This window comes from Stenotrophomonas sp. 86428_Sma (assembly GCF_056481585.1).
Genome location: NZ_CM151156.1, coordinates 4,328,009 through 4,353,011 on the forward strand (window position 1 = coordinate 4,328,009; position 25,003 = coordinate 4,353,011).

The following is a 25,003-nucleotide window of genomic DNA, read 5'->3' on the forward strand; positions in this document are numbered from 1 at the left end:
GGGCGCCTTACTTCTTCTTCGGCATGTACAGATCGGTGATCGTGCCGTCGTAGATTTCCGAGGCCATCGCCACCGATTCGCTCAGCGTCGGGTGCGCGTGGATGGTGTGGCCGATGTCTTCGGCTTCGGCACCCATCTCGATGGCCAGGCCGATCTCGGCCAGCAGGTCACCAGCATGCACACCAACGATGGCACCACCGATGATGCGATGGGTCTCTTCGTCGAAGATCAGCTTGGTGAAGCCCTCGGTGCGGCCGATGCCGATCGCGCGGCCACTGGCGGCCCACGGGAACTTGGCCACGCCGACCTTCAGGCCCTTGGCCTTGGCTTCGGTTTCGGTCACGCCGACCCAGGCGATTTCCGGGTTGGTGTAAGCCACCGACGGAATCACGCGGGCCACCCACTCCTTCTTGTGGCCGGCAGCCACTTCGGCAGCCAGCTTGCCCTCGTGCGTGGCCTTATGGGCCAGCATCGGGTTGCCGACGATGTCGCCGATGGCAAAGATGTGCGGCACGTTGGTGCGCATCTGGCGGTCGACCGGAATGAAGCCGCGGTCGGTGACCTGCACGCCGGCCTTCTCGGCATCGATCTTCTTGCCGTTCGGCGAGCGGCCCACGGCCACCAGCACGCGGTCGAAGGTGCCCTGCGCCAGGGCCGGCGACTGGCCTTCCTCGGCGGCGTCGAAGGTCACGGTGATGCCCTTGGCATCGGCGGTGACGCCCGAGGCCTTGGTCTTCAGGTGGACTTCGATGCCCTGCTTCTTCAGGCGGTCGGCCAGCGGCTTGACCAGGTCCTTGTCGGCGCCCGGCATCAGCTGGTCCATGAACTCGACCACGGTGACCTTGCTGCCCAGCGCGCTGTACACGGTGGCCATTTCCAGGCCGATGATGCCGCCACCGACAACCAGCAGCGAGCCCGGCACTTCGGCCAGCTCCAGCGCGTCGGTGGAGTCCATCACGCGCTTGTCGTCCCACGGGAAGTTCGGCAGCTTCACCGCCTGCGAACCGGCGGCGATGATGCACTTCTGGAAGCGCAGCAGCTGGGTGCTACCATCAGCGGCGGTGATTTCCAGCTCGTTGGCCGAAACGAATTTGCCGACGCCCTGCACGCTGCGGACCTTGCGCTGCTTGGCCATGCCGGCCAGGCCCTTGGTCAACTGGTTGACGACCTTTTCCTTGTACTCGCGCAGCTTGTCCAGGGTGATGGTCGGCTTGCCGAACTCGACGCCGAAATCACCGGCATGGGCCACTTCGTCGATCACCGCTGCGGCGTGCAGCAGCGCCTTGGACGGAATGCAGCCCACGTTGAGGCAGACGCCACCGAGGCTGGCGTAACGCTCGACCAGCACCGTATCCAGACCGACGTCGGCGGCGCGGAAGGCGGCGGTATAGCCGCCCGGGCCCGAGCCCAGCACGACCATTTCGCATTCGATGTCGGCCGGCTTGCCGCTGGACAGCGCCGGCTTCGGCGCCGCCGGCTCAGCCGGGGCGCGGTGCGACGGGGTCACCGGCGGCTTGCTGGCCGGAGCGGCCGCTGCCGGGGCCGGCGCGGCCGCCTTGGCCGGGGCTTCGGCGGCACCTTCGGCGTCCAGCACCACGACCACCGCGCCTTCGGACAGGGTGTCGCCCAGCTTGACCTTGATTTCCTTGACCACGCCGGCAGCCGAGGACGGCACTTCCAGGGTGGCCTTGTCCGATTCCAGGGTCACCAGACCCTGATCCTTCTTCACCGTGTCGCCGACGGCGACCAACACTTCGATCACCGGCACATCGCTGTAATCGCCGATGTCGGGAACCTTGACTTCAATCGTGGCCATGGTGGGTTTTCCTCGTGCCCGCGCGGCGGTACCGGCGGGCTGTCACTGCATCTGTTCACGCGGCCGCGCCAGGGGCGGCGGCCGCACGGTGGGGGCGAAGCGGTGCCTTACAGCAGCACGCGGCGCATGTCGGCCAGTACCTGCGACAGGTACGTGGTGAAGCGTGCGGCCAGGGCGCCATCGATGACGCGGTGGTCGTAGCTCAGCGACAGCGGCAGCATCAGCTTCGGTGCGAATTCCTTGCCGTTCCAGACCGGCTGGATGGACGACTTGGAGACGCCGAGGATGGCCACTTCCGGTGCATTGACGATCGGGGTGAACGCGGTGCCGCCGATGCCGCCCAGCGAGCTGATCGAGAAGCAGCCGCCACTCATGTCGGCCGGGCCGAGCTTGCCGTCGCGCGCCTTCTTGGCCAGTTCGCCGGTTTCCTGCGCGATCTGCACCACGCCCTTCTTGTCCACGTCGCGGATGACCGGCACGACCAGGCCGTTCGGCGTGTCGGCGGCAAAGCCGATGTGGAAGTACTTCTTCAGGGTCAGGTTTTCACCGCTGGCATCGAGCGAGGCGTTGAACTCCGGGAACTTCTTCAGCGCCGCGGCGCTGGCCTTGATCAGGAAGGCGAGCATGGTCAGCTTGATGCCGGCCTTCTCGTTTTCCTTGTTCAGCGCCACGCGCAGGCCTTCCAGGTCGGTAATGTCGGCCTGTTCGAACTGGGTGACGTGCGGGATCATGGCCCAGTTGCGGGCCAGGTTCGCACCCGAGATCTTCTTGATGCGCGACAGCGGCTGGACTTCGGTCTCGCCGAACTTGCTGAAGTCGACCTTCGGCCACGGCAGCAGGTTCAGGCCACCACCGGCAGCGACAGCAGCACCGCCGGCAGCCGGCACGCCGCCGCTGAGTGCGGCCTTGACGAACTTCTGCACGTCACCCTTGGTGATGCGGCCACCCTTCTCGGTGCCGTTGATCTGCAGCAGGTCCACACCCAGTTCGCGGGCGAACACACGCACCGCCGGGGTGGCATACGGCACCTTGGCCGGCAGCACGCCATCGGCGTTGAACTGCACCGGCGGGCTGGACGGGGTACCGGCCGAGGCGACCTCGCGGGCCGCCAGCTTGTCCGGCTGCGCCGGCACAGCGACCGGCTCGACCTTGGTGGCGGTCTCGGCGGCAGCCGGAGCGGCAGCAGCGGCTGCCTTGGTCGGCGCCGGCGCGGCAGCGCCCTCGATGATGGCGACCACATTGCCCTGCGACAGAGTGTCGCCGACCTTGACCTTCAGTTCCTTGACCACGCCAGCCACCGACGACGGCACTTCCATGGTGGCCTTGTCGCTTTCCAGCGTGACCAGGCCCTGGTCCTTCTTGACCGTGTCGCCGACGGCGACCAGCACTTCGATGACCGGAATGCCGGAATAGTCGCCGATATCCGGCACCAGCGCTTCAACCGCACCACCGCTGGCAGCCGGAGCGGCCGGCGCAGCTGCGGCCGGGGCCGGCGCGCTCTGGGTGGCGGCAGCCGGGGCAGCGGCCTTGGCCGGTGCAGGGGCGGCAGCGGCCGGCTTGGCAGCCTCGCCTTCAGCCACTTCGATCAGCGCCACGACCTTGCCCTCGGACAGGGTGTCACCGACCTTGACCTTGATCTCCTTGACCACGCCGGCGACGGCCGACGGCACTTCCATGGTCGCCTTGTCGCTTTCCAGCGTCACCAGGCCCTGGTCCTTCTTGACCGTGTCGCCGACGGCGACAAGCACCTCGATTACCGGGATATCGCTGTAGTCACCGATATCGGGGACAAGTGCTTCCTTGATTTCGGCCATGGGGATAACTCCGGCAATCTGGTGTAGGGAAACGTCTATTGTGCGGCCAGCGGGGGCCAGCGCCAACCGTTACAGGTGTTTTCAGTACTCACGCAGCCGGGACACGCTGTTGCTCATGGGTTGCGGCCGCGACCAGTCGGTAGCGTACTGTCCGGACGATGTCCGCTTCATGTCGCCAGTGCGTCGGCTACCGGCTGCCAGGCCTGGCGCAGCCGCGGCAGCGACCAGGCCGCGTTGGCCGGGCTGGTGGACGGCAGCGCCAGCAGCCTTGGCGGCGCCTCCAGGCCGGGCAGCACCCAACGCTGGAATGCCTTCAGCGATGCCGCACCGTTGCAGCCGATCAGCTCCAGCTCAGGAAGCGAAGCGATCAATGCCGGCAGCGCATTGGGTACTTCCGTGCCACGCACGATGTCAGCATCCAGGCTGCCACGCCGCTCGCACTGACCGATCACATCCCACAGACCCACACCGGCTGCCTGCAGTGCGCGCAGCCGTTGCGGGTACGCCAGGGCCACATCGAAGCCACAGATATCGGCCAGCACAGGCCAGAAGCGATTGCGCGGATGCGCGTAGTAGCGCTGCTCCTGCAATGACGCAACGCCGGGCATCGAACCCAGCAGCAGCACCCTGCACTCCATGTTCACCTGCGCTTGCAGGCCGATGCACACCGTTGCTTCGCTCACATCTTCTCCAACTGCATGAATGTCGCCGAAGGCCGAAAAGCCCATGAAAACAGGCTTTTCGCTCCAGTCGCTGAACAAGGGAAACTATTTTTTAACGTGCGTCGGATTCGATTCATGTTGGGGCGACTACGGTGTGCTCGCCCCGCAACCGGGGGCCCAAAACAAGAAACATTAGGAGATACCCCCATGCGCTCCATCCGTATCCTGAGTCTCGCCCTGCTGACCTCCGCCGCCTTCGCGCCGGCCGCTTTCGCCCAGGACAGCAGCAGCACCGACACCGCTTCGGGCAAGCATTTTGCCGTTGTTGGCGGCATCTCGCTGCTGGAACCGAAGAACGACCCGATCACCGGCGTCAAGAAGACCGATGGTGGCCCGGCGCCGACCGTCAGCTTCAGCTACTACATCAACGACAACTGGGCCGTTGAACTGTGGGGCGCTGCCGACAAGTTCGACAACAAGTTCAAGGGCCCGAACAATGCCCGCCTGGGCTCGGTCGAGCAGCAGCCGATCGCGCTGAGCGGCCAGTACCACTTCGGCCAGGCTGACAACGTGTTCCGTCCGTTCGTGGGCGTGGGCTACTACCAGTCGAGCTTCAGCAACGAGAAGCTGGGCAACGGCGCTGACACCGACATCCGCTTCAAGGATGCCAAGGGCGTGATCGGCACCGTCGGCGTGGACATGAACATCAACTCCACCTGGTTCGCCCGTGCTGACGCCCGCTACATGCGCGCCCGCCCGGACGTGAAGGTTGGCGGCGAGAAGATCGGCGAAGCCAAGATGGATCCGTGGACCGTCGGCTTCGGCATCGGCGCCCGCTTCTGATCCAGGCTGCACCTGCTTCACTGATGTAACGCGACGGGCCCTTCGGGGCCCGTCGTCGTTTCCGTCACCCGCGTTCTGTAGAGTCGAGCTTGCTCGACTGCCTTTCGTAGAGTCGAGCTTGCTCGACTTTTGCAAGAGCAGTCGACTGACAGTCGACTCTACACACACAGGATGCGGAGGCGCGATGCACGACGTCGACCTGCTGGTGATCGGTGGCGGTATCAACGGTGCCGGCATCGCCCGTGATGCCAGCGGCCGCGGCCTGCGCGTGCTGTTGTGCGAGCAGCACGACCTCGCTGCGCATACATCCAGCGCCAGCAGCAAGCTGATCCACGGTGGCCTGCGCTACCTGGAACAGCGCGAGTTCGGTCTGGTACGCAAGGCCTTGGGCGAACGCGAGGTGGTACGCCGGCAGGCACCCTATCTGGTCCGCCCGCTGCGTTTCGTGCTGCCGTGGGAACCGCACCTGCGCCCACGCTGGATGCTGCGCGTGGGACTGTGGCTGTACGACCACCTGGGCCCACGCAGCCCGGCATTTCCCGCCTCGCGCGCCCTGGACCTTCAGCATGATCCGCTCGGCCCCTGGCTCTCCCCGGATCTGCGGCAGGCCTTCAGCTACGCCGACGCGCAGGTCGATGACGCGCGTCTGGTACTGCTCAATGCCCTGGATGCTGCCTGGCGTGGCGCACAGGTACATGTGCGCAGCCGCTGCATCGAGCTGCGCCCTGTGCAGGGCCGTTGGCTGGCCGTGCTGGAATCCGCCGATGGCCAGCAGCATGTGACCGCGCGCGCCGTCGCCAATGCGGCTGGCCCATGGGCCGGTGGCCTGCTTGAGCAGATGGAGGCCCGCAGCGGCGGCCCCGCGCTGCGGCTGGTACAGGGCAGCCACATCGTGATGCGCCGCCCCTGGCCCGATGACAGTGCCTGCCTGCTGCAGCAGCCCGATGGCCGCGTGGTGTTCCTGCTGCCGTTCGCCCACGATCATCTGCTGATTGGCACCACCGACACCGACTACCGCGGTGACCCGGCGCGCTGCAGCGTGCTGCCTTCCGAGGTGAGCTACCTGTGCGCGGCCGCCAGCCGCTATCTGCGTGAGCCGATCACTCCGGAAGACGTGGTCTGGCAGTTCGCCGGTGTACGTCCCCTGCTGGCCGACCCGGACCCGCGTGCGGCAACGCTGAGCCGCGACTACCGCCTTCAGCTGCAGTCCAACCCGGCGCCGGCGCTGCATGTGCTGGGCGGCAAGCTGACCACCTACCGCGTGCTGGCCGAGGAAGCGCTGGACCTGCTGCGCCCTGCCCTGCCACAGATGGGGCCGGCCTGGACCGCAGGCGGAGACCCGCTGCCGGGCAGCGACTGGGGCGACGCCGCGCAGGCGCGCTCCCGTCTGCAGGCGCTGGCACCGTGGTTGCCCGTGGAGATCGCACGGCGTTGGGCCGAAGCCTACGGCAGCCGCAGCGCCGCCCTTCTGCAGGGTGCACGGGGCATGGACGATCTTGGAGAGGACTTCGGCGGCGGCCTGCATGCGCGGGAAGTGGCTTTCCTGCGCGACCACGAATGGGCCTGGGACGCCGAGGACGTGCTGTGGCGGCGGAGCAAGCTGGGGTTGCGGCTGGATGCTGCGCAGGTGGCGCGGCTGCAGGCGTGGATCGATAGACGGTAGAGTCGAGCTTGCTCGACTGACATGAAAAGCAGTCGAGCAGGCTCGACTCTACCAACACCATCGCTACCGGAGACGCTGCATGACGCCCCGCTACGTGCTGGCCATCGACCAGGGCACCACCAGTTCGCGCGCGATCCTGTTCGACCGCACCGGCGACATCGTCGGCAGCGCGCAGCGCGAATTCGCGCAGATCTTCCCGCAGCCGGGTTGGGTCGAGCATGACCCGCGCGAGATTCTCACCAGCGTCTATGCCACGCTGACCGAACTGCTCAGCCGCGGGCAGATCGACCCGCGCCACATCGCCGCACTGGGCATCACCAACCAGCGCGAAACCACCGTGGTCTGGGACCGTGCCACCGGACAGCCGATCCACAACGCCATCGTCTGGCAGTCGCGGCAGAGCCACGCCATCTGCGAGCGGCTGAAGTCCGAAGGGCATGAGGCGCTGATCCGCGAGCGCACCGGCCTGCTGATCGATGCCTATTTCTCCGCCACCAAGGTGCGCTGGATCCTCGACCACGTGGAGGGCGCGCAGCAGCGTGCCGAGCGCGGCGAGCTGCTGTTCGGCACCATCGACAGCTGGCTGGTCTGGAACCTCAGTGGTGGCCAGGCACATGTGACCGACTACAGCAACGCGGCGCGCACGCTGCTGTTCAACATCCACACGCTGGACTGGGATGACGACCTGCTGGCGCTGCTGGACATCCCGCGCGCGATGCTGCCGCAGGTGCGCGATTCCAGCGCGGTGTACGCGCATACCCGGCCGCAGTTCTTCTTCGATCACCCGATCCCGATCGCCGGCATCGCCGGTGACCAGCAGGCGGCGCTGTTCGGCCAGGCCTGCTTCCAGCCGGGCATGGTCAAGAACACCTATGGCACCGGCTGTTTCATGCTGATGCACACCGGAACGCAGGCGGTGCGTTCGCGCAATGGACTGCTGACCACCATCGCCTGGGGCCTGGACGGGCGCGTGGAATATGCGCTGGAAGGCTCGATCTTCATCGCCGGCTCGGTGGTGCAGTGGCTGCGCGATGGGCTGCGCATGATCGAACGCGCCAGCGACAGCCAGGCGCTGGCCGCCCAGGTGCCCGACAGTGGCGGTGCTTACCTGGTACCAGCATTTGTCGGCCTCGGTGCGCCCTATTGGCGAAGTGATGTGCGCGGCGCGATGTTCGGCCTGACCCGTGGCACCCGCAAAGCGCACTTCGTGCGTGCCGCGCTGGAGGCGATGGCCTACCAGACCCGCGACGTGCTCGATGCGATGCAGTCCGATGCCGGTATCGCGCTGACCGAGCTGCGCGCCGATGGCGGTGCGATCAGCAACGACTTCCTGGCCGGATTCCAGGCCGACATCCTTGGCGTGCCACTGCTGCGGCCGCGGCTGACCGAAACCACCGCACTGGGCGCGGCCTACCTGGCCGGGCTGGCGGTGGGGTTCTGGTCCAGCCGCGAACAGATCGCCGCGCAATGGGGCCTGGACCGGCGCTTCGAGCCACAGATGGAGGTGGCGCGGCGCGAGAAACTGTATGCGGGATGGCAGCAGGCCGTGGCGGCCACCCTCGCCTTCCACGTCGACTGACGGTAGTGCCGGCCGCTGGCCGGCAACCCCATGATCCTTGGCGGCGTCTGCAGATTGCCGGCCAGCGGCCGGCACTACCACATGGCCAGCGGCCGTCAGAACGCCGGCAGCACCGCGCCCTTGTACTTGGTCTCGATGAAGGCCTTCACCTGCGGGCTGGTCAGGGCCTTGGCCAGCTTCTGCACGCGGGCGTCGTCCTTGTTGTCCGGGCGTGCGACCAGGAAGTTCACGTACGGCGAGTCCTTGCTCTCGATCGCCAGTGCATCCTTGGTCGGGTTGAGGCCAGCGTCCAGTGCGTAGTTGGTGTTGATCAGGGCCAGGTCGACCTGGTCCAGCACGCGCGGCAGCATCGCCGAGTCCAGCTCGCGGAACTTCAGGTTCTTCGGGTTTGCAGTGATGTCGCGCTGGGTCGACAGCGCGTTGGTCGGATCCTTCAGCTCGATCACACCGGCCTTGTGCAGCAGGATCAGCGCGCGGCTGTTGTTGCTCGGGTCGTTCGGGATCACCACGTCGGCACCTTCGCGCAGCTCGGCCAGCGACTTGATCTTGCGCGAGTACGCACCGAACGGCTCGATGTGCACGCCGATCACCTTCACCAGATCGGTCTTGCGATCGCGGTTGTAGGCATCCAGATACGGCTCGGTCTGGAAGTAGTTGGCGTCCACCTGCTTCTGCACCAGCTGGTCGTTGGGCTGCACGTAGTCGTTGAACACGCGCACGTCCAGGTCCACGCCTTCCTGCTTGAGGATGGGCTTGACCACTTCAAGGATCTCGGCATGCGGCACGGCCGTGGCGGCCACCACCAGCTTCTGCGAGGGCTCGCCGGACTTGCCGCAGGCGGTCAGGGCCAGCGCAGCGGCGAGCAGGGGCAGCAACAGGGTCTTCTTCATGGGCGGAAGGGTTCTCGGGGGGGAGTGTCAGGAGTTGTCGTAGTTGCTCAGGGCGAGCTCAAGCAGCGCCTTGGCCTGCTCGCGCAGCATCACCGGTTCGACGATCTCGGCATCCGAGCCGTAGTGCAGCACGTCCATCAGCAGCTCGCGCGAGACGCTGTACGGCACCTTCAGTTCATAGCGGCCATCGGCCAGGAAGCGGCCCTGCTGCTTGGAATGCCAGTGCTCGTCGGCCACCCAGCGCGCGGCCTTGGCGCTGAACAGGATGGTCGCCCAGCCCTTCGGCGCACCGGAGAAGATGCCGTAGCTGGCCCCGAGCTGCTCGTCCAGCTCGCTGTCGGCCACGTCGCGGGCGGTGCTGTCGATCACCCGCGCCTTGTGGATGCGATCCACGGCAAAGCTGCGCAGCGCCTCGCGGTCATGGTCCCAGGCATCCAGGTACCAGTTGTCGCGATAGTGGGTCAGGCGCTGCGGCGAAACGGTGCGCTTGGTCGGCTCGTCGGTGGAACGGGCGCGGTACTCGAACGCCAGCTGGCGGCGCTCCAGCACCGCCGAAGCCACGCTGCGGAAGCTGCCTTCATCGAACTTGCGGCCACGGTGCGGAATCACCCGCACCCGGTCCACCGGCCAGCTGGAAACGCCAGCCTGGGCCGCCAGCAGGCTCTCGATGCGCTGCTGCAGCGGTGCCAGCACCGAGGACAGCACGCCGCCGCCGGTCCGCGCCAGCAGGTGCTGCGAGGCCAGCAGGGCATGCAGCTCCTCCGAGCTCAGCCACAGGCCGGGCAGCTCGAAGCGGTCGCTCTCGTCGGCCTGGTAACGGAAGCCGGCTTCGCCGTCGCCCTCGATCGGTGCCATCAGCGCATCGCGCAGGAAGGCCAGATCGCGGTAGACGGTGGCACGGGAGCAACCGAGCTTGTCCTGCAGGGTCGCCACCGTCACCGGATAGCGTGCGGACTTGAGCAGACGATGCAGGGCGGTGATGCGTTCGTATCGGTCCATACCCCCGATTATGTCCGAGTCGCGGGTCTTGTGTGGGACGTTTGGGCTATCGTGGTCGCCCCCCCCCCTCTGGAACACCCGATGCGCCGGTTGCCTGCCCTGTCCCTGCTGGCCTGCCTGCTGCTGGCCGCCTGTGATCGCGCGCCCGCGCCGGCCAGCACCGAAGCGCCCGTGCCTGCGGCGGATCCGGCGCAGGCGGTGCTGGGCGCCAGCCAGCGCTTCTCGGCCCTGCGCAGCTTCCACGCCGAACTGGAGGTGCTGGGCGCGCCCCAGCCGGTGCGCAGCGCCATGGACTTCGTCGCCCCCGACCGCTTCCGGGTGCAGACCCCGGCCGGTCCGCAGACGATCATCGGCGACACCATGTTCCTGCAGGCCGACGACGCGATCCGGCAGGTGCCGACCCCGCCGGGCCTGCTCGAGCAATGGCGCAACCCGCTGCCGGCCGATGCCCTGCCCGCCGATCTGCAGGCCGAAGACCTGGGCAGCCAGTCGCTGGACGGGGTCGAGACGCGTCACTACCGCCTGCGCGGTGCGCAGCCCGGCGAACGCCTGGAGTACTGGGTGGACGCGCAGGGCCTGCCGCGGCAGATCGTACGCAGCGGCAGCAGCAATGGCCGCAGCTTCCAGCTGCGCCTGCGCTATTCGCGCTTCAACGACCCGGCATTGCGCGTCGATCTGCCCTGAATAGGCGATCGCGGCAACGTCTGCTGAAGAAACCGTTTGGATCGATTCGGACCGCCATCACGCTTCCAGTATCATCACCGGCTGTCAACCGCTTCGGAGAAGCCCCGATGTCCCTGCGCGTGTCCCTGCTGATCCCCCTGCTGCTGTGCGCACCGCTCGCGTATGCGCAGGATGCCTCCGAACTGGCGGCGATGTCCTCGCCGTGGAGCGGCAGTGGCGGCGAGCTCGGTTTCGCTTCGGCACGCGGCAACAGCAGCACCGAGAGCTTCAACGGCCGCCTGCGCCTGCGCTACACCGATGGTGACTGGGTGCACAGCATGGATCTGGCTGGCCTGCGTTCCAGCTCCAAGGTGATCGAGACCCGCGACGACGGCTCCACCAGCCGCCGCAACAACACCACCGCCAACCGTTACACCGGCAGTGCCGGCAGCGCGCTGCAGCTGGGCGAGCACCGCCAGCTGACGGCCACGGTGCGTACCGAGCGCGATGACTTCGCCACCTACGACCGCCAGAGCTCGTTCGGTCTGGGTTACGGCACCCGCCTGTGGAACACCGAGCGTTTCTCGTTCGACGCGCAGATCGGCCCCGGTGTGCGCCGCACCCACAGCACCGAGGACGACCGCACCCGCACCGGCATGATCGGCCGCGGCCTGTTCGACATGAAGTACTCGCTGACCGACAACACCGACCTGGTCAACACCCTGCTGGTCGAGTCGGGTTCCTACAACACCTTCGGCCAGAACGACTTCGGTGTTTCGGTGAGCATGAACGAACATCTGGCGCTGAAGGCCGGCTGGCAGGCGCGTTACAACAGTGACGTGGCCGAGGACAAGCGCAAGACCGATACGCTGACCACGATGAACGTGGTCTACAAATTCAAATAAGAAACGGGCGCCAAAGGCGCCCGTTCTTCTTTCGGCAGTGCCGGCCGCTGGCCGGCAACTGCATTCAATCGGAGCACGAGGTTGCCGGCCAGCGGCCGGCACTAGCTGCGATGGCTCAGACGTTCAGCAGTTCGCCGGCACCGGCATCCAGCAGCATCTTCGCCACGCGCTGGCCCAGTGCTTCCGGGTCACTGGCCGGGCCGATCGCTTCGGCACGCACCGCCTGGCCATCACTGGCACTGCCGACCAGGCCCTGCAGGTGCAGGTCGGTGCCCTGCCACTGCGCGATCGCCGCCACCGGCACGTGGCAGCTGCCATGCAACGCACGGTTCATCGCTCGCTCGGCTTCCACGCAGGCACGGGTTTCCGCGTCATCCAGGCCCGCGAACAGCGCCATCAGGCGCGCATTGCCACCGTCGCACTCCACCGCCACCGCGCCCTGCGCCGGGGCCGGCAGCCATTGCGGCGGTTGCAGGCGCGCGACGATGCGCGCGCCCAGGCCCAGACGCTCCAGGCCGGCCACGGCCAGCACGATGGCGTCGTAGCCACCGTTGTCGAGCTTGGCCAGGCGGGTGTTGACGTTGCCGCGCAGGTCCAGCAGTTCCAGGTCCGGGCGCAGCGCGCGCAGCTGGGCTTGGCGGCGCAGCGACGAGGTGCCAACCCGCGCACCGATCGGCAGCGCATCCAGCGAGGCGTACAGGTTGGAGACGAAACCATCGGCCGGATCGTGGCGGGTCAGCATCGCCGACAGCGCGAAGGGTTCATCCAGTTCCATCGGCACATCCTTCAGCGAATGCACGGCGCAGTCGGCCTCGCCACGCAGCATGGCCAGCTCCAGTTCCTTCAGGAACAGGCCCTTGCCACCGATGGCGGCCAGCGAGCGGTCCAGCACCTCGTCACCGCGGGTGCTCATCGGCACCAGTTCCACATGCAGGCCGGGGTGGGCCTGGCGCAGGCGATCGGCGACGTGTTCGCTCTGCCAGAGGGCGAGCGGGCTCTTGCGGGTGGCGATGCGGACGGTTTCCATCCGGTCATTATCGCGCCTTCGGCGCGGATACGGCCAACGGCGGAGCCCCTCGTGGCTGGTGGAGGGGTCATGAAAGCAACAGCCGCGCGTGGCCGGGCGGGGTGGGCCACGCAGGGGACGCTGCAAGTACGTCCATGTAAGCTCGGTCGCCGCATCCATGCGGCTCACGCCCCTGCGCAGCCCACCCCGCCCGACCTCTGAAAGTTTCCGTGCGCGCCAGCCACGGAAGATCAAAAAAGGAAAAAGCAGAAGCAAAGGCAACAGCCGATTGCTTCCAGGGTCAGATCCCTTTTCCGCAGGAAAAGGGATCTGACCCTTCTTCCCCCACCCGATAACAACAATGCCTTTGCCGTCCGTCACCGGGAAATTCGCGAGGGTGAGGCGGGAAGGGCGGGCGGGACCGTTGGCGCCATGGATGGCGCCATCGAGACCCCATGGATGGGTTCACGGCGTGTCCCGCCCGCCCATCCCGCCTCACCCAGCACGTAGAAACACCGAGCCATGACCCGCTGTTGCTGTTGCTGTTGCTGTTGCTTCAGACGTTGCTCGTAAGCAGTCGCGGCCGCAGGCCGCGCGGACACCTCACAGGTGCCGCAACTCCTGCTTCAGCGTCGCCACGCAGCGGCGGCTGACTTCCAGCGGTTGCTTGCCATGGCGCAACATCGCCTGCACCTGCCCACCCGTGCCACGGCGCAGCTCGACCAGTTCATGGCGCGCCACCAGGCAGTTGCGATGGATGCGGATGAAGCGGCTGGCGAACTCTTCTTCCAGCGACTTCAACGATTCCTCGATCAGGTCCTCGCCGCGCGCGTGGTGCACCACCACGTACTTCTCTTCGGCCTGCAGGTAATGGATGTCGTCCAGCGGAATCAAGCGCAGGCTGCCGCGCAGGCGCGCGCACAGCATGCTGCGCGCCTGCTGCCCGCGGTGGTCCTGTGGCTGGCCATCGCGGCCGGCCAGGAACGTGCGCGCGCGCGCGATGGCCGCGGCCAGACGCTCGGCGCGTACCGGCTTCATCAGGTAATCAATCGCGGCCGCCTCGAACGCCGACAGCGCATGCGCATCGTAAGCGGTGCAGAACACCACCGCCGGCCGTGGCTCGAAGCTGGCCAGGTGGCGGGCGGCTTCCAGGCCATCCAGCCCGGGCATGGCGATATCCAGCAGGACCAGGTCCGGCTGCAGCTCCGCGCACGCGTGCAGGGCCTGCTCGCCGTTGCCGGCCTCGGCCACCACATCCACGCCGTCCTGCGCGGCCAACAGGCTGCGCAGGCGCTCACGCGCCAGCGGTTCGTCATCGGCGATGACTACCCTCACGATCGCTCCCTCACTGGATCGGCACTGTCACCTGGCAGGCATAGTAGCCCTCGCTCCAGCCAGCCGTCATCCGCGCGGCGCTGCCGAAGCGCCAGGCCAGCCGATGGCCGATGCTGTGCTGGGCATGGCCGGCACCGCGCGCCAGGGCCAGCCCGGGGGCCTGCGGGTCGGGCGCCGGATTGCGCACGCAGATCTGCAGTTCATTACCCTCGCGCATCAGCTGCAGCTCGATGGTGCCACCCTCGGGCAGCCGCGAGATGCCATGCAGCACGGCGTTCTCCACCAGCGGCTGCAGTACCAGGCGAGGCAGGGGAAGATCCCAGGGCAGCGGTTCGTCGCGCTGCCAGCGCACCTGCAGGCGCTCGCCCAGGCGCAGTGATTCGATCGACAGGTAGCGCTCGGCCAGCTCGCATTCGTCACGCAGGGTGGAATCACCCTCGCCCGCCCCCAGCGCGGCACGGAACAGATCGGACAGGTCCAGCACCGCACGCTCGGCCACGACCGGGTCGCGATGCAGCAGGCTGGCGATCAGGTTCATGCTGTTGAACAGGAAATGCGGGCGGATCCGCGCCTGCAGGGCATCGGCCTGTGCGCGTGCGTTGGCCTGTACCTGCGCGGCCCAGCGATCACTCACATAGAAGTAGCGCAGAGCCAAGGCAGTGATCAGCGCCGTCGTCGCCGCGCTGCCCAGCGTGAAGCGCCAGAAGCTGATGCCGCGGGCGAAGCTGTCGCCAAGCACCGCGTACAGGGCATGCACGATGCCCGCGCAGACCACCGCGATCAGCGTCGCCAGTGCGATGGCCGAGACCGCCCCCAGAACCTGTGGCAACCTCGACAACGCGTTCCGCAGCAGGCACAGGCTGGCCGTTACAGCCAGCGCCAGCCACAACGCGAAACCACTGGCCGACAGCAGTTCGCCCACAGTCCAGTGGCGGCTGCCATCCGGAGCCAGGGCCAGCACCACCACCACCAGTTCGGCCAGGCCGAGCATCGCCGCCAGCCGCGGCAGGCGGCACAGTTCCGGCATCCAGGGCGGGGCGCTGGCCGGCGGCATGGGTCAGGCAGCGCCCAGGCGTTCCTGCAACCAGTCACCCAGCGCCTGGATCTCTTCGGCGCAGACCTGGTGGGCCATCGGGTAACTGTGCCATTCCACCTCCAGGCCCAGCGCCTGCAGTGCCTGCGCACTGTGTGCGGCCACCGCCTGCGGAATCACCGGATCGCTGCTGCCATGGGCCATGAACACCGGCACCTGCACGGCGCCTTCAGCGCGCTTTGCGCCGTCGGCTTCGGGCAGGTAGGTGGACAGCGCGATCAGGCCGGCCAGCGGCGCAGTGCGTGACAGCGCGGCGGTCAGGATGATCGCGCCCCCCTGCGAGAAACCGGCCAGGAAGATCTTCTCCGGCGCGATGCCACGCTCGATCTCGCGCGCGATCAGCGCATCCAGCTGTACCACCGATTCCTGCACGCCCACCATGTCGGCGCGCGAACGGAAATCCATGCCGACGATGTCGTACCAGCCGCGCATCGGCACGCCGTTGTTGATCGTGATCGGCCGCACCGGTGCATGCGGGAACACGAAGCGCAGCGCCGGCCAATGCGGACGCACCAGCTCCGGCACGATCGGCGCGAAGTCGTGGCCATCGGCACCGAGGCCGTGCAGCCAGATCACCGACCACTGCGGCGAGGCGCCGGTCTCCTGTTCCACCGTTTGCAGCATGATGCGGCTCCTTCAAGTTCGAGCCGCATTATGCCGCTGCCGCGGGACGATCAGTACAGCGGCGGTTGTTCGGCCGCTTCCCGGCGCAGCTGCGCGGCGCGTACCAGCACCGGCGGCGGGATGTTCTCCTCGGGGATATCAAGCAGGCCAAGACGGTGCAGGAAGGCGCCGGGGCCACGCGAAGACGTCAGTGCCACCACCGGTACCGCCAGCACCATGCCGATCACCACCGGCGCCATCCACGCGGCCAGCGATGGCGACACCGCCCAGGCCAGCATGCCCATGAAGGCGCCGAACACCCCCAGCCCACCGTAGCCACGGATCAGCGCCAGCCACGAAATGCCACCATCGTCACGCTGCTGCGCGTCCCACCCCGAATCGCGGCCGGACAGCACTTCGGCCACGCCGCGCGACTGCACGTACATCACCACCGGCGCCATCAGCGCGGCCAATACGGTTTCCACCAGCATCGAGACGAACGCGCGCAGGGCACCGCCACACCCGCGGCGGTCGACCGGGTCCAGCAGCATCGCCAGGTAACCCAGCACCTTGGGCAGCAGCAGCACCGCCATGGTCGCCGCGAACAGGCGCACCACCTGTTCCTCGTCCTGGGCCCGCCAGTACACGCTGGGCGACAGGTGCAGCAGCGCGTTGAAATCGATGCCTTCCTGGAACAGCGGGATGGCGATGCCGATCAGCATCAGCATCGCCCACATCGGCGCGGTGAAGTAATGACCGATGCCGATCAGCATGTGCATGCGGCTGATCCAGTGCAGGCCACGGCTGCCGACCACCTTGCCGTGCTGCAGGTTGCCCTGGCACCAGCGGCGGTCGCGCACCAGCAGGTCGGTCAGGGTCGGCGGACCTTCTTCATAGCTGCCGCCCAGGTACGGCACCATGTGCGCGGCCCAGCCGCCACGACGCATCAGCGCCGCTTCGACGAAGTCATGGCTGAGCACGTGGCCACCGAACGGCTTGCGCCCCGGCAGCGCAGGCAGCCCGGCCTGATCGGCGAAGGCGCGGGTGCGGATGATGGCGTTGTGGCCCCAGTAATTGCTCTCGGCACCGTGCCACCAGGCCACGCCACGGGCGATCACCGGACCGTACACACGGCCGCCGAACTGCTGCATGCGCGCGAACAGGGTGCGCCCGCCGATCACCGACGGCAGGGTCTGGATCAGGCCGACGTCGGCGTTGTGCTCCATGCCCGCGACCAGGCGCACGATACTGTCGCCGGTCATCAGGCTGTCGGCGTCCAGGATCAGCATCTGCGGGTAGGCACCGCCGAAGCGGCGGACCCAGTCGGCGATGTTGCCGGCCTTGCGCCCGCTGTTGTCGCCACGGCGGCGGTAGAACAGCCGCGCCTGGCCATCGGGCACGCGCTCGCGCAGTTCGGCGAACACCTGCTCCTCGGCCCGCGCGATGTCTTCGCGCCGGGTATCACTGAGCACGAAGAAGTCGAACCGGTCGAGCTGGCCGGTGGCGGCCACCGACTCGTAGATCGCCTGCAGGCCGGCCAGCAGCCGGCGCGGATCTTCGTTGTAGGTCGGCATCAGCAGCGCGGTGCGACTGTGCACGGTCGGCAGTGGCTTGTCCGGGTCGATGCCGAGGCGATACCCCCGGTCGAACACGGCAGTCAGGAAGCCGGCCACGGCGCTGGCGAAAGACAGCGCGATCCAGGCGAACAGGCCGACAAACAGCACCAGCAGGCAGGCCTCGAGCACGCTGATGCCATTGGCCGACAGCACCCGCCACATCATCCGGGTAGCGATGGCGGTCATCGCCAGCGTGCCGCCGAAGATATAGAACCGGCGCAGGCCGATCAGCCGCGGCGAGGTGCGGTGGCGGCGAACCTTCAGTTGGCCTTCGCGCAGGGTCTGCTCGGGCATCTGCAACGGCGATTCGGCCGGCAGCAGCGTCCAGCCGGCATCAAGCCGGGACGTATCTGCTTCCGCATGGATGGTCTGCACCTCCATTGCCGCCTACTCCGCGCAGTCGGCACGGCCGGCCATCCCGGCCGGGCTGCATGCACCAAGGTTCCCGGCGCGCTTTCCCGGCGCCCGCACTTGTCCTGGCTGCGTCGGCGTCACGCCACGCAGTCGCTGTCTGTCACTACCGGAACCCACACGATCTCCAACGGGGCGGAATCGAAAATGCGGCTCAGTCTAGGGCGCCGGATGTAAGCCGAGTGCGAAGGTCTACGCCGGGATTTATCCCCATTCAGCAAACAGCAGGCGAGTGCCGGGGCAGGGGAACGGATGTCACTTGGTCGCCCCAGGTACTGGATCGTAACAAACGCGAACGGTTATCATTTCATTAACCAGGCAGGTCACCGTCTTCCGCACGGCCGAGACCCACCCAGCTGCGCCGGTTCCCACCCAGCGCCCAACGACCCATGGAAGGGGGCTGCCTGCTGTCTGCGTGCGCCTGCTGCTTCCACCGGGTCCCCCTCCTCCGATGGAAGCCGTCATGTCCCTGTCGTTCCGTACCCCTTCCGCGCGCCTGCCGCGCACCCGCCTGGCCTGCGCTCTGGCCACCGCCTGCCTGCTGGCCCTGCCCGGCCTGGCCGCCGCAGAGGCCAGCGCCGATGCCTCCACCAAGGATCTGGATACCGTGGTGGTCACCGCCTCGGGCAACCAGCAATGGATCAAGGATGCACCGGCCAGCATCAGCGTGATCAGCCGTGAGGACATCGAGCGCCAGCCGGTGCACGACCTGGCCACCCTGCTCAGCCGCGTGCCGGGCGTGACCGGTGGCCTCAGCGCGGTCGGCGAGCAGTCCAAGATCAAGCTGCGTGGCATGCCGTCCAATTACACGCTGGTGCTGGTGGACGGCAAGCGCATGGGCAGCTCGGCCTCGACCAACTACCGTCCCGACCTCGGCCGCCAGGATCTGAACTGGATCTCGCCCGACCAGATCGAACGGATCGAGGTGGTGCGCGGACCAATGTCGTCACTGTACGGCTCCGACGCCATGGGCGGCGTGATCAACATCATCACCAAGCGCATCGGTGATGACTGGAACGGCAGCGCCACCCACAGCTATACCCGCCCGGGTGATGGCAAGCGCGGTGATACCCAGCAGATCGGTGCGACGTTCTCCGGCCCGCTCGGCGAGCGCTTCGGCCTGCGCATCGGTGCCAACAGCATGCGCCGCGACTCGGACCGCTCCAACGGTGGTGTCTATGGCAATGCCTACGCCGGCGAGAAGGACCGCAATGTCGACGCGCTGCTGCAGTGGAAGCTCAGCGATGCGCAGGAACTGTCGCTGGAAGCCGGCCACGGCGTGCAGCAGGCCTTCATCGACGCCTCGCTGGAAAAGCAGGACGAAGGCGCCTGGGGTGCCAGCGAACTCAAGCGCAGCTCGCTGGCACTCAACCACGATGGCAAGTGGAGCTTCGGCAACTCGAAGCTCAGCGCGTACTGGACCGAGTACAAGAACGACATCGGTGCCACCGGCCGCTCCGAGGCCACCGATACCATCATCGAAGGCAGCCTGACCACGCCGTTCACCCTGGGCGTTGAACACCAGTTCGCCGTCGGTGGCCAGTGGAAGCGCCAGGAACTGACCAATACCGATACCATCGGCCGCGCGCCGATCGACTATGCCGGCAATGCCGTCAGCGGCTCCAACCTGGAAGTGGTTACCTGGGCATTGTTTGTCGAGGACGAACTGAAGCTGCACCGCACGCTGGCGCTGACCGTGGGCGCACGCCTGGATCACCATGAGAAGTTCGGCAGCCACGTCAGCCCGCGTGCGTACCTGGTCTGGCACCCGGCCGAACAGTGGACGATCCGCGGTGGCGTCTCCAAGGGCTTCCGCGCGCCCAGCCTGACCGAGAATTCGCCCAGCGCGGCCACCCAGTCCGGCGGCCGCGGCTGCACCTCGCTGATCCCGCTGGGCTATACCCGCGGTGGCTGCTACATGGCCGGCAACCCGGACCTGGACCCGGAAACCAGCACCAACCGAGAGATCGGCATCAGCTTCGACAATGACCTGTTCGATGCCGGCCTGACCTACTTCCATACCGACTTCAAGAACAAGATCGAGTACGCGCCCCTGGGCAAGTTCAACGGCATCTGGTGGACGCGCATGAGCAACGTGCAGCGCGCGCGCACCAGTGGCATGGAAGGCAACTTCAATGTCCGCTTCGGCGAGCAGTGGCGCTGGCGCACCTCGGCCACCTGGATGAAGGAAGCCAAGAACCTGACCACCGGCAGGAATCTGATCGATACGCCGGAGTTTTCCGGCTATTCGTCGCTGGACTGGACGCCCAATACGGTGTTTTCCAGCAGCCTGTCGGCGCAGTACACCGGCAAGCAGACCGGTACCGCCACGACCTTCCTCAAGGCCTACACCCTGTATGACCTGACCGCAGCCTGGAACGTCAACGAGGTACTGACCCTGCGCGGCGGCGTCAGCAACCTGGCCGACAAGAAGCTGTATGCGGAGGGCTCCACCGACTACTTCGTGGCCGGGCGCAGCTACTTCATGAGCATGACCGCGCGGTTCTGACCGGCGGCGCGCGCCGCGATCGCGCTGGCAGCACGCCAGCGCGATCGGCGGTGTTGCGGATTACTCGCTTTCCAGCGCGGCCGCGGCCGCGTTCTGCGTAGCGGCCGTGCGTGCACGGTCCATCGCTACCGCCAGTTGCTGGCGTGCGAGCAGTTGTTGTGCCTGCACCACTTCAGGTGTCGGCAGGAGCACCGGTCCCGGTGCGTTTTCCGGTATAGCAGGTGTGGTCATGCAACCTCCATGGACATCCCGCCGCCGCCCGGGTTCAGCTGGGGCGGCAGCGGAACTGCGCACCCTATCCTAAAAACAAGGCGGATGGGTGACGGTGCGGCGCCCCGCCGCAGGCCTGCACATGCCGGGCGCGTCACATTTTTGACGGTTGAGGGTAGTTTCCTGAACCGTCGGCCCCGTATCATGTAACCGTTTTCCTACAAGGACGTAATCGTCAATGAACACCGTCGACCTCTCCCGCTTCAGCCCGAAGTGGCAGTTCCGCTTCAATTTCTTCCAGCAGCACGGCGCTCCGAAGGAGCCGCGCTTCAAGGAAGCCTGGAAGGCGCTGTCCTTCGGCGACCGCCTCAAGATCAACATCAACTTCTTCGCCTTCTTCTTCGGCTTCATCTACCTGTTCATTCTGGGCATGTGGCGCAAGGCGCTGGTGGTGATCGGCATCGGCCTCGTGCTGGGCATCGTGTCCCTGTTCCTGCCGGACATCATCGCGCGCCCGCTGTTCATCGCCATGAACTTCCTGGTTGCCGCCAGCACCAACTACAGCTACTACCTGGAGCAGGTGAAGGGCAAAGCCAGCTGGAATCCCTTCGAAGGCATGTTCTGACGCGATGCTGCCGCCGCACTCCGGCCTGGCATAGCATCAAGCAGAAATGAAGACGCCCGGCCTTGGCCGGGCGTCTTCATGTGCGCGCAACAGGATCAGGCCGCGCGGCGGACCGTAGCCACCGGCTCGGCCTGCAGGCGGAAGCGCGAGACCGCCACCGCCAGCTGCTCGGCCTGTTCTTCCATTGCGCGCGCAGCGGCACTGGCCTCTTCCACCAGCGCGGCGTTCTGCTGGGTGGTCTCGTCCATCTGCACCACGGTCTGGTTGACCTGCTCGATGCCCGCCGACTGCTCGCGCGAGGCTGCCGAGATCTCGGCCATGATCTCGTTCACTCGGCCGACCTGGCCGACGATTTCCTGCATGGTGCGGCCCGCGCCGTGCACCAGCTGCGCACCGGCACCGACCTGCGCCACCGAGGCGTCGATCAGCTCCTTGATCTCCTTGGCCGCGCCTGCCGAGCGCTGGGCCAGCGCACGCACTTCGCTGGCGACCACGGCGAATCCGCGGCCCTGTTCGCCGGCACGCGCCGCTTCCACCGCCGCGTTCAACGCCAGGATGTTGGTCTGGAACGCGATGCCATCGATTACCGAAATGATCTCGGCAATGCGCTGCGAGGAGGCCTCGATCTGTTCCATGGTCTGCACCACCTGGCTGACCACCTGCCCGCCTTCGCTGGCCACGCCCGCTGCGGAGCCGGCCAGGGTGTTGGCCTGCAGCGCGTGGTCGGCATTCTGGCGCACCGTGGAGGTCAGCTCTTCCATCGAGGCCGCGGTCTCTTCCAGGTTCGCCGCCTGCTGCTCGGTGCGGCGCGACAGGTCACTGTTGCCGGCGGCAATCTCACCCGCCGCCAGGCGGATGCTGGCCGCCGACTGCTGGATCTGGCCAACGATCTGGGTCAGCTGCTGCACGGTGCTGTTGGCATCGTCGCGCATCACCGCGAACACGCCGTGGAAGTCGCCCTGCATGCGCGCGCTGAGGTCGCCTGCGGCAATCGCGCGCAGCAGCGTCGACAGCTCGGCCAGGTTGTGGTCGCTGACCTGCATCATGGTGTTGAGGGTTTCCACCATGCGGCGGAAGTCGTGGTCGAAACGCAGCGTGTCGCCGCGCACCGCAAAATCGCCGGCGGCGGCGGCAGCGGCCAGCTGCTGGATCTGATCGTTGATCGCCGCCAGGTTGCTCTTGGTAGTGGCCATTGCAGCGGTGAACACCGCCTTCTCGCCCGGCAGCGCTTCCATGTCCACGCTCAGGTCACCCACCGCATAGCGCTGCATCACGTCGACCAGGCGCTGGGTGACGGCGTTGCTGGAGGCCACCAGCTGGTTGCTGTCAGCCACCATCCGGCCGTACTCACCCGGGAACGCCGAGGCGTCCATGCGGTAGCTGATTTCACCGGCGTCATGGCGACGCGCCATTTCCGCCTGCGCCGCCATCACCGACTGCAGCTGCCCCCGCATGCCCTGCATCGCGTCCAGCAGGCGGCCCACTTCGTCGTTGCTGCGTGCCGGCAGGGTGCTGTCCAGCTTGCCCGCGGCGACATCGCCGGCCACGCGCACGGCTTCGGCCAGTGGGCGGATCGCCAACCGGCGCAGCAGCACATAGACACCGGCACTCAGCGTCAGCGCGGCCACCACACCAACCAGCAGGGTCAGCCACAGCAGCTGGCGCGCCTCGGCCACGATCACCGCGTGCGGCATCACCACACCCAGTGCAAAGCGCTGCGGCGCATCGCCCACACGCAGCGGCACGTATACGCGCACGTTGCCGGCGGCATCCGGAGTGAAGGCTTCGAACCGGCGGTCGGCGGCGATGTCTGCCAGCATGCTGCGGGTCAATGCGTCGCCTCGTGGCTTGCCGATTTCGGCGGCATTGGCCGAGGCCAGCACCACGCCATTCGGCGAGAGCAGTTCGACGCGCCCGGCGCCCATCGGCTTGAGCGTGGCCAGGTGCTTCTGCAGCGCCGCCAGCGAGAAGTCCACAGTAAATACACCGAGGAACCGGCCGTTTTCGATGATCGGCGTGCTCAGCGTGCTCATCAGCACCTGCTGGCCACCGATGTCGTAGGCGTAGGGCTCGCTTACCTTCGCCAGCTTGTCGCGGCTGGGCACCATGTACCAGTCACCGGAGCCACTGGCCGTCTCGGTGTAGTCGGTCATCGTCGACTGCTGCGGCTTGCCATCGTGCCAGGCCCAGTAGCTCATGTAACGACCGGTGGCATCGTGCGCTTCAGTGTTGACGAACTCGGCATCCTTGCCATCGAAGGCGTCGGCCTCCCACATGGTGCTCTTGCCCAGCCACTCGGGGTGGGTGCGCAGCTGCTCGCCCAGCACGGCAGCCAGGCTGGCACGGTCCGGAACATCGCCGCGCGCGCGCTGGGCGAGCACGGCCTCGACCATGGCGTCGTTGCTGGCAAAGGCGGTGCCCAGATCGGCCGCGACCTGGCGGGCTTCGGCGGTGGCTTCGCTGGCCATGGTCTGGCGCGAGGCGTCGATCAGGCTGGCGCTGGCCTGGCGGTAGATCAGGAACGCAGTCAGGCCGAAGCACAGCAGCGCGATCGCAGCGGTGCCCAGCATCAGCTTGTGGGCGATGCTGCCCGGGCGGCGGGCAGCGGCGGAACGGGGAGAAGGCATGGAAGGATCCGCAAGGCAGTTCAGGACGACCGGCACCGCGAGGGCACCGCGCAGGTGCGCGATCCGTCGCGCAGGCCACCGGCCGCCGGGACACGCCCGGCGCTGGAAGCGCACCGGGTTAGCGGCCGCCTGCGAACGAGGTTGAGGCGGTCCATCTGCACATTCCTGAACCTGCTCAGGGTCGGGTCAGGAACCCGCCCGGCTGCCGCCCTATTCGGCCACGCGGTCCTTGATCCATTCCGCCCGCGGCAGCACCTCGATGCTGCCAACCGCGTACTGCTGCAGCACGTCGTCCGGGCCGAAGCGCGGCTGCCAGCCCAATGTGCGGCGCATCAGTGCACTGTCGTAGACGCGGTCAATGCTCAGCGGCAGCGGCCAGCCACGGCGCTCGAACTCGGCCAGCAACTGCGGGGCGCGGCGGGCCAGCACCCTGCACGGCTGGGTCGCCAGTTCCAGGCAATCCTCGCGCAGGAACGGCGTCGGTGCGCAGGCAATGTAGCGTGCGAAGGCAGCGCCCTCATCGTGCAGCAGCGCGGCATGTGCGCTGGCCACGTCGCGCGCGTCGATGCCGCGGTGCAGGCGGAACATCGCCATCCGCTCCGGTGGCTCGGGGAAACAGCGGGCCATGCGCAGCACGCGCACGCTGAAGCCCGGCGCCGCAGCGGCTTCAGCCAACGCCTCGGCCTGCAGCTTGCTGCGATGGTAGATGGTGCGTGGCAGCGGCTCGGTATCTTCATCGATCCAGCGGCAACCGCCCGCCACCACCGCATGGCCATACAGCGCCGTGGTGCTGGTCAGCACGAAGCGGCGTGCACCGGCCTCGCGGGCAGCCTGCAACAGGTGTGCGGTCGCCTCCACATTGATCTGCTGGAATACCGCATCCGGCACCAGGCCGACATGGGGTGCGTGCAGGGCGGCGGTATGGATCACCGCGTCGACGCCCTGCACTGCCCGCTTCACGGCCTGACGATCGGTGACATCGGCAATGATGCGGGTGGTGGCGAATGGGCTGCGATCCAGCCCCACCACTTCGTGGGCCGCCGCCAGCGCGCCGAAGATCGCACGCCCGATCCGCCCGGAACTGCCGGTCAACAGAATCTTCATTGAGTCCATTCACTCGAAGCGCCCGGGAAC

At 67.2% G+C, this 25,003-nt stretch carries 20 protein-coding genes; 7 read left to right on the forward strand and 13 right to left on the reverse strand.

The genetic code is table 11. The features are described from left to right. Nucleotides 1-7 precede the first annotated feature (7 nt). From lpdA to ACZK3J_RS19885, 3 genes are all read right to left on the reverse strand, one after another. Entirely contained in the window at nt 8-1,816 is a 1,809-nt protein-coding gene (lpdA, locus tag ACZK3J_RS19875) for a dihydrolipoyl dehydrogenase (protein WP_478476201.1), read from the reverse strand. Nucleotides 1,817-1,923: 107 nt separating this feature from the next. Next, nucleotides 1,924-3,630 carry a dihydrolipoyllysine-residue acetyltransferase gene (gene aceF, locus ACZK3J_RS19880; RefSeq protein WP_478476202.1) on the reverse strand — a complete coding sequence of 569 codons (1,707 nt, stop codon included), beginning with the start codon at nt 3,628-3,630 and terminating at the stop codon, nt 1,924-1,926. A 167-nt stretch (nt 3,631-3,797) separates the two neighbouring features. Further along, nucleotides 3,798-4,313, reverse strand: coding sequence for a DNA-deoxyinosine glycosylase (locus ACZK3J_RS19885; protein WP_049421431.1), 516 nt, complete (start codon nt 4,311-4,313; stop codon nt 3,798-3,800). Nucleotides 4,314-4,499: 186 nt separating this feature from the next. Between ACZK3J_RS19885 and ACZK3J_RS19890 the strand changes: the two genes are divergently transcribed. From ACZK3J_RS19890 to glpK, 3 genes are all read left to right on the forward strand, one after another. Further along, nucleotides 4,500-5,135, forward strand: coding sequence for an OmpW/AlkL family protein (locus ACZK3J_RS19890; protein ID WP_032129052.1), 636 nt, complete (start codon nt 4,500-4,502; stop codon nt 5,133-5,135). Nucleotides 5,136-5,319: 184 nt separating this feature from the next. After that, on the forward strand, nt 5,320-6,798 hold the full coding sequence (glpD, locus tag ACZK3J_RS19895) for a glycerol-3-phosphate dehydrogenase (RefSeq protein WP_049460863.1): 1,479 nt from the start codon (nt 5,320-5,322) through the stop codon (nt 6,796-6,798). A 79-nt stretch (nt 6,799-6,877) separates the two neighbouring features. Then, on the forward strand, nt 6,878-8,377 hold the full coding sequence (gene glpK, locus ACZK3J_RS19900; protein ID WP_049460861.1) for a glycerol kinase GlpK: 1,500 nt from the start codon (nt 6,878-6,880) through the stop codon (nt 8,375-8,377). A gap of 95 nt (nt 8,378-8,472) precedes the next feature. Here the strand turns inward: glpK and ACZK3J_RS19905 are convergent, their stop codons facing one another. Together ACZK3J_RS19905 and ACZK3J_RS19910 are read right to left on the reverse strand one after the other, a co-directional pair. Then, nucleotides 8,473-9,267: a MetQ/NlpA family ABC transporter substrate-binding protein gene (locus ACZK3J_RS19905; RefSeq protein WP_032129055.1), complete on the reverse strand. Its 795-nt coding sequence runs from the start codon at nt 9,265-9,267 to the stop codon at nt 8,473-8,475. A 27-nt stretch (nt 9,268-9,294) separates the two neighbouring features. Continuing rightward, the gene (locus tag ACZK3J_RS19910; protein WP_010481302.1) at nt 9,295-10,266 is read right to left on the reverse strand and encodes a helix-turn-helix transcriptional regulator; all 972 of its coding nucleotides are present in this window, start codon (nt 10,264-10,266) and stop codon (nt 9,295-9,297) included. Nucleotides 10,267-10,347: 81 nt separating this feature from the next. On the opposite strand from ACZK3J_RS19910, the gene ACZK3J_RS19915 reads away from it, so the two are divergent. Both ACZK3J_RS19915 and ACZK3J_RS19920 read left to right on the forward strand, forming a co-directional pair. Next, nucleotides 10,348-10,950 (forward strand): LolA family protein, encoded by a 603-nt coding sequence (locus ACZK3J_RS19915; RefSeq protein WP_049399177.1) that lies wholly within the window; start codon nt 10,348-10,350, stop codon nt 10,948-10,950. A gap of 107 nt (nt 10,951-11,057) precedes the next feature. Then, nucleotides 11,058-11,834, forward strand: a complete 777-nt coding sequence (locus ACZK3J_RS19920; RefSeq protein ID WP_010481298.1) for a DUF481 domain-containing protein — start codon at nt 11,058-11,060, stop codon at nt 11,832-11,834. Between the two features lie 115 nt (nt 11,835-11,949). Here the strand turns inward: ACZK3J_RS19920 and hemC are convergent, their stop codons facing one another. From hemC to mdoH, 5 genes are all read right to left on the reverse strand, one after another. Beyond that, nucleotides 11,950-12,861 (reverse strand): hydroxymethylbilane synthase, encoded by a 912-nt coding sequence (hemC, locus tag ACZK3J_RS19925; RefSeq protein WP_478476203.1) that lies wholly within the window; start codon nt 12,859-12,861, stop codon nt 11,950-11,952. Between the two features lie 582 nt (nt 12,862-13,443). Next, entirely contained in the window at nt 13,444-14,175 is a 732-nt protein-coding gene (locus tag ACZK3J_RS19930; protein ID WP_010481294.1) for a LytR/AlgR family response regulator transcription factor, read from the reverse strand. Between the two features lie 10 nt (nt 14,176-14,185). After that, a complete protein-coding gene (locus ACZK3J_RS19935; RefSeq protein ID WP_177179491.1) occupies nt 14,186-15,229 on the reverse strand; it encodes a sensor histidine kinase in 1,044 nt (347 codons plus the stop codon). A gap of 3 nt (nt 15,230-15,232) precedes the next feature. Next, the gene (locus ACZK3J_RS19940) at nt 15,233-15,892 is read right to left on the reverse strand and encodes an alpha/beta hydrolase (protein WP_080291776.1); all 660 of its coding nucleotides are present in this window, start codon (nt 15,890-15,892) and stop codon (nt 15,233-15,235) included. A gap of 50 nt (nt 15,893-15,942) precedes the next feature. After that, nucleotides 15,943-17,868 carry a glucans biosynthesis glucosyltransferase MdoH gene (mdoH, locus tag ACZK3J_RS19945; protein WP_032128590.1) on the reverse strand — a complete coding sequence of 642 codons (1,926 nt, stop codon included), beginning with the start codon at nt 17,866-17,868 and terminating at the stop codon, nt 15,943-15,945. 493 nt (nt 17,869-18,361) lie between these two features. Here mdoH and ACZK3J_RS19950 point away from each other — a divergent pair, with 493 nt between their 5' ends. After that, nucleotides 18,362-20,407 carry a TonB-dependent receptor domain-containing protein gene (locus tag ACZK3J_RS19950; RefSeq protein ID WP_049463474.1) on the forward strand — a complete coding sequence of 682 codons (2,046 nt, stop codon included), beginning with the start codon at nt 18,362-18,364 and terminating at the stop codon, nt 20,405-20,407. 60 nt (nt 20,408-20,467) lie between these two features. Here ACZK3J_RS19950 and ACZK3J_RS19955 read toward each other — a convergent pair whose 3' ends face one another. Beyond that, nucleotides 20,468-20,638, reverse strand: a complete 171-nt coding sequence (locus tag ACZK3J_RS19955; protein WP_165929944.1) for a hypothetical protein — start codon at nt 20,636-20,638, stop codon at nt 20,468-20,470. A gap of 217 nt (nt 20,639-20,855) precedes the next feature. Here ACZK3J_RS19955 and ACZK3J_RS19960 point away from each other — a divergent pair, with 217 nt between their 5' ends. Next, the gene (locus ACZK3J_RS19960) at nt 20,856-21,242 is read left to right on the forward strand and encodes a DUF2628 domain-containing protein (RefSeq protein ID WP_049423770.1); all 387 of its coding nucleotides are present in this window, start codon (nt 20,856-20,858) and stop codon (nt 21,240-21,242) included. A gap of 95 nt (nt 21,243-21,337) precedes the next feature. On the opposite strand, the gene ACZK3J_RS19965 is transcribed toward ACZK3J_RS19960, so the two are convergent. Together ACZK3J_RS19965 and ACZK3J_RS19970 are read right to left on the reverse strand one after the other, a co-directional pair. Continuing rightward, the gene (locus tag ACZK3J_RS19965) at nt 21,338-23,869 is read right to left on the reverse strand and encodes a methyl-accepting chemotaxis protein (protein WP_032128587.1); all 2,532 of its coding nucleotides are present in this window, start codon (nt 23,867-23,869) and stop codon (nt 21,338-21,340) included. Nucleotides 23,870-24,079: 210 nt separating this feature from the next. Beyond that, nucleotides 24,080-24,973: an NAD-dependent epimerase/dehydratase family protein gene (locus tag ACZK3J_RS19970; RefSeq protein WP_049462001.1), complete on the reverse strand. Its 894-nt coding sequence runs from the start codon at nt 24,971-24,973 to the stop codon at nt 24,080-24,082. Between the last annotated feature and the right edge of the window lie 30 nt (nt 24,974-25,003).

Coding starts and splice junctions, on each gene's coding strand:
- lpdA (WP_478476201.1), bottom strand. CDS start 1,816: ATGGCCACGATTGAAGTCAAGGTTCCCGACATCGGCGATTACAGCGAT.
- aceF (WP_478476202.1), bottom strand. CDS start 3,630: ATGGCCGAAATCAAGGAAGCACTTGTCCCCGATATCGGTGACTACAGC.
- ACZK3J_RS19890 (WP_032129052.1), top strand. CDS start 4,500: ATGCGCTCCATCCGTATCCTGAGTCTCGCCCTGCTGACCTCCGCCGCC.
- glpD (WP_049460863.1), top strand. CDS start 5,320: ATGCACGACGTCGACCTGCTGGTGATCGGTGGCGGTATCAACGGTGCC.
- glpK (WP_049460861.1), top strand. CDS start 6,878: ATGACGCCCCGCTACGTGCTGGCCATCGACCAGGGCACCACCAGTTCG.
- ACZK3J_RS19905 (WP_032129055.1), bottom strand. CDS start 9,267: ATGAAGAAGACCCTGTTGCTGCCCCTGCTCGCCGCTGCGCTGGCCCTG.
- ACZK3J_RS19910 (WP_010481302.1), bottom strand. CDS start 10,266: ATGGACCGATACGAACGCATCACCGCCCTGCATCGTCTGCTCAAGTCC.
- ACZK3J_RS19915 (WP_049399177.1), top strand. CDS start 10,348: ATGCGCCGGTTGCCTGCCCTGTCCCTGCTGGCCTGCCTGCTGCTGGCC.
- ACZK3J_RS19920 (WP_010481298.1), top strand. CDS start 11,058: ATGTCCCTGCGCGTGTCCCTGCTGATCCCCCTGCTGCTGTGCGCACCG.
- hemC (WP_478476203.1), bottom strand. CDS start 12,861: ATGGAAACCGTCCGCATCGCCACCCGCAAGAGCCCGCTCGCCCTCTGG.
- ACZK3J_RS19935 (WP_177179491.1), bottom strand. CDS start 15,229: ATGCCGCCGGCCAGCGCCCCGCCCTGGATGCCGGAACTGTGCCGCCTG.
- ACZK3J_RS19940 (WP_080291776.1), bottom strand. CDS start 15,892: ATGCTGCAAACGGTGGAACAGGAGACCGGCGCCTCGCCGCAGTGGTCG.
- mdoH (WP_032128590.1), bottom strand. CDS start 17,868: ATGGAGGTGCAGACCATCCATGCGGAAGCAGATACGTCCCGGCTTGAT.
- ACZK3J_RS19950 (WP_049463474.1), top strand. CDS start 18,362: ATGTCCCTGTCGTTCCGTACCCCTTCCGCGCGCCTGCCGCGCACCCGC.
- ACZK3J_RS19955 (WP_165929944.1), bottom strand. CDS start 20,638: ATGACCACACCTGCTATACCGGAAAACGCACCGGGACCGGTGCTCCTG.
- ACZK3J_RS19960 (WP_049423770.1), top strand. CDS start 20,856: ATGAACACCGTCGACCTCTCCCGCTTCAGCCCGAAGTGGCAGTTCCGC.
- ACZK3J_RS19965 (WP_032128587.1), bottom strand. CDS start 23,869: ATGCCTTCTCCCCGTTCCGCCGCTGCCCGCCGCCCGGGCAGCATCGCC.
- ACZK3J_RS19970 (WP_049462001.1), bottom strand. CDS start 24,973: ATGAAGATTCTGTTGACCGGCAGTTCCGGGCGGATCGGGCGTGCGATC.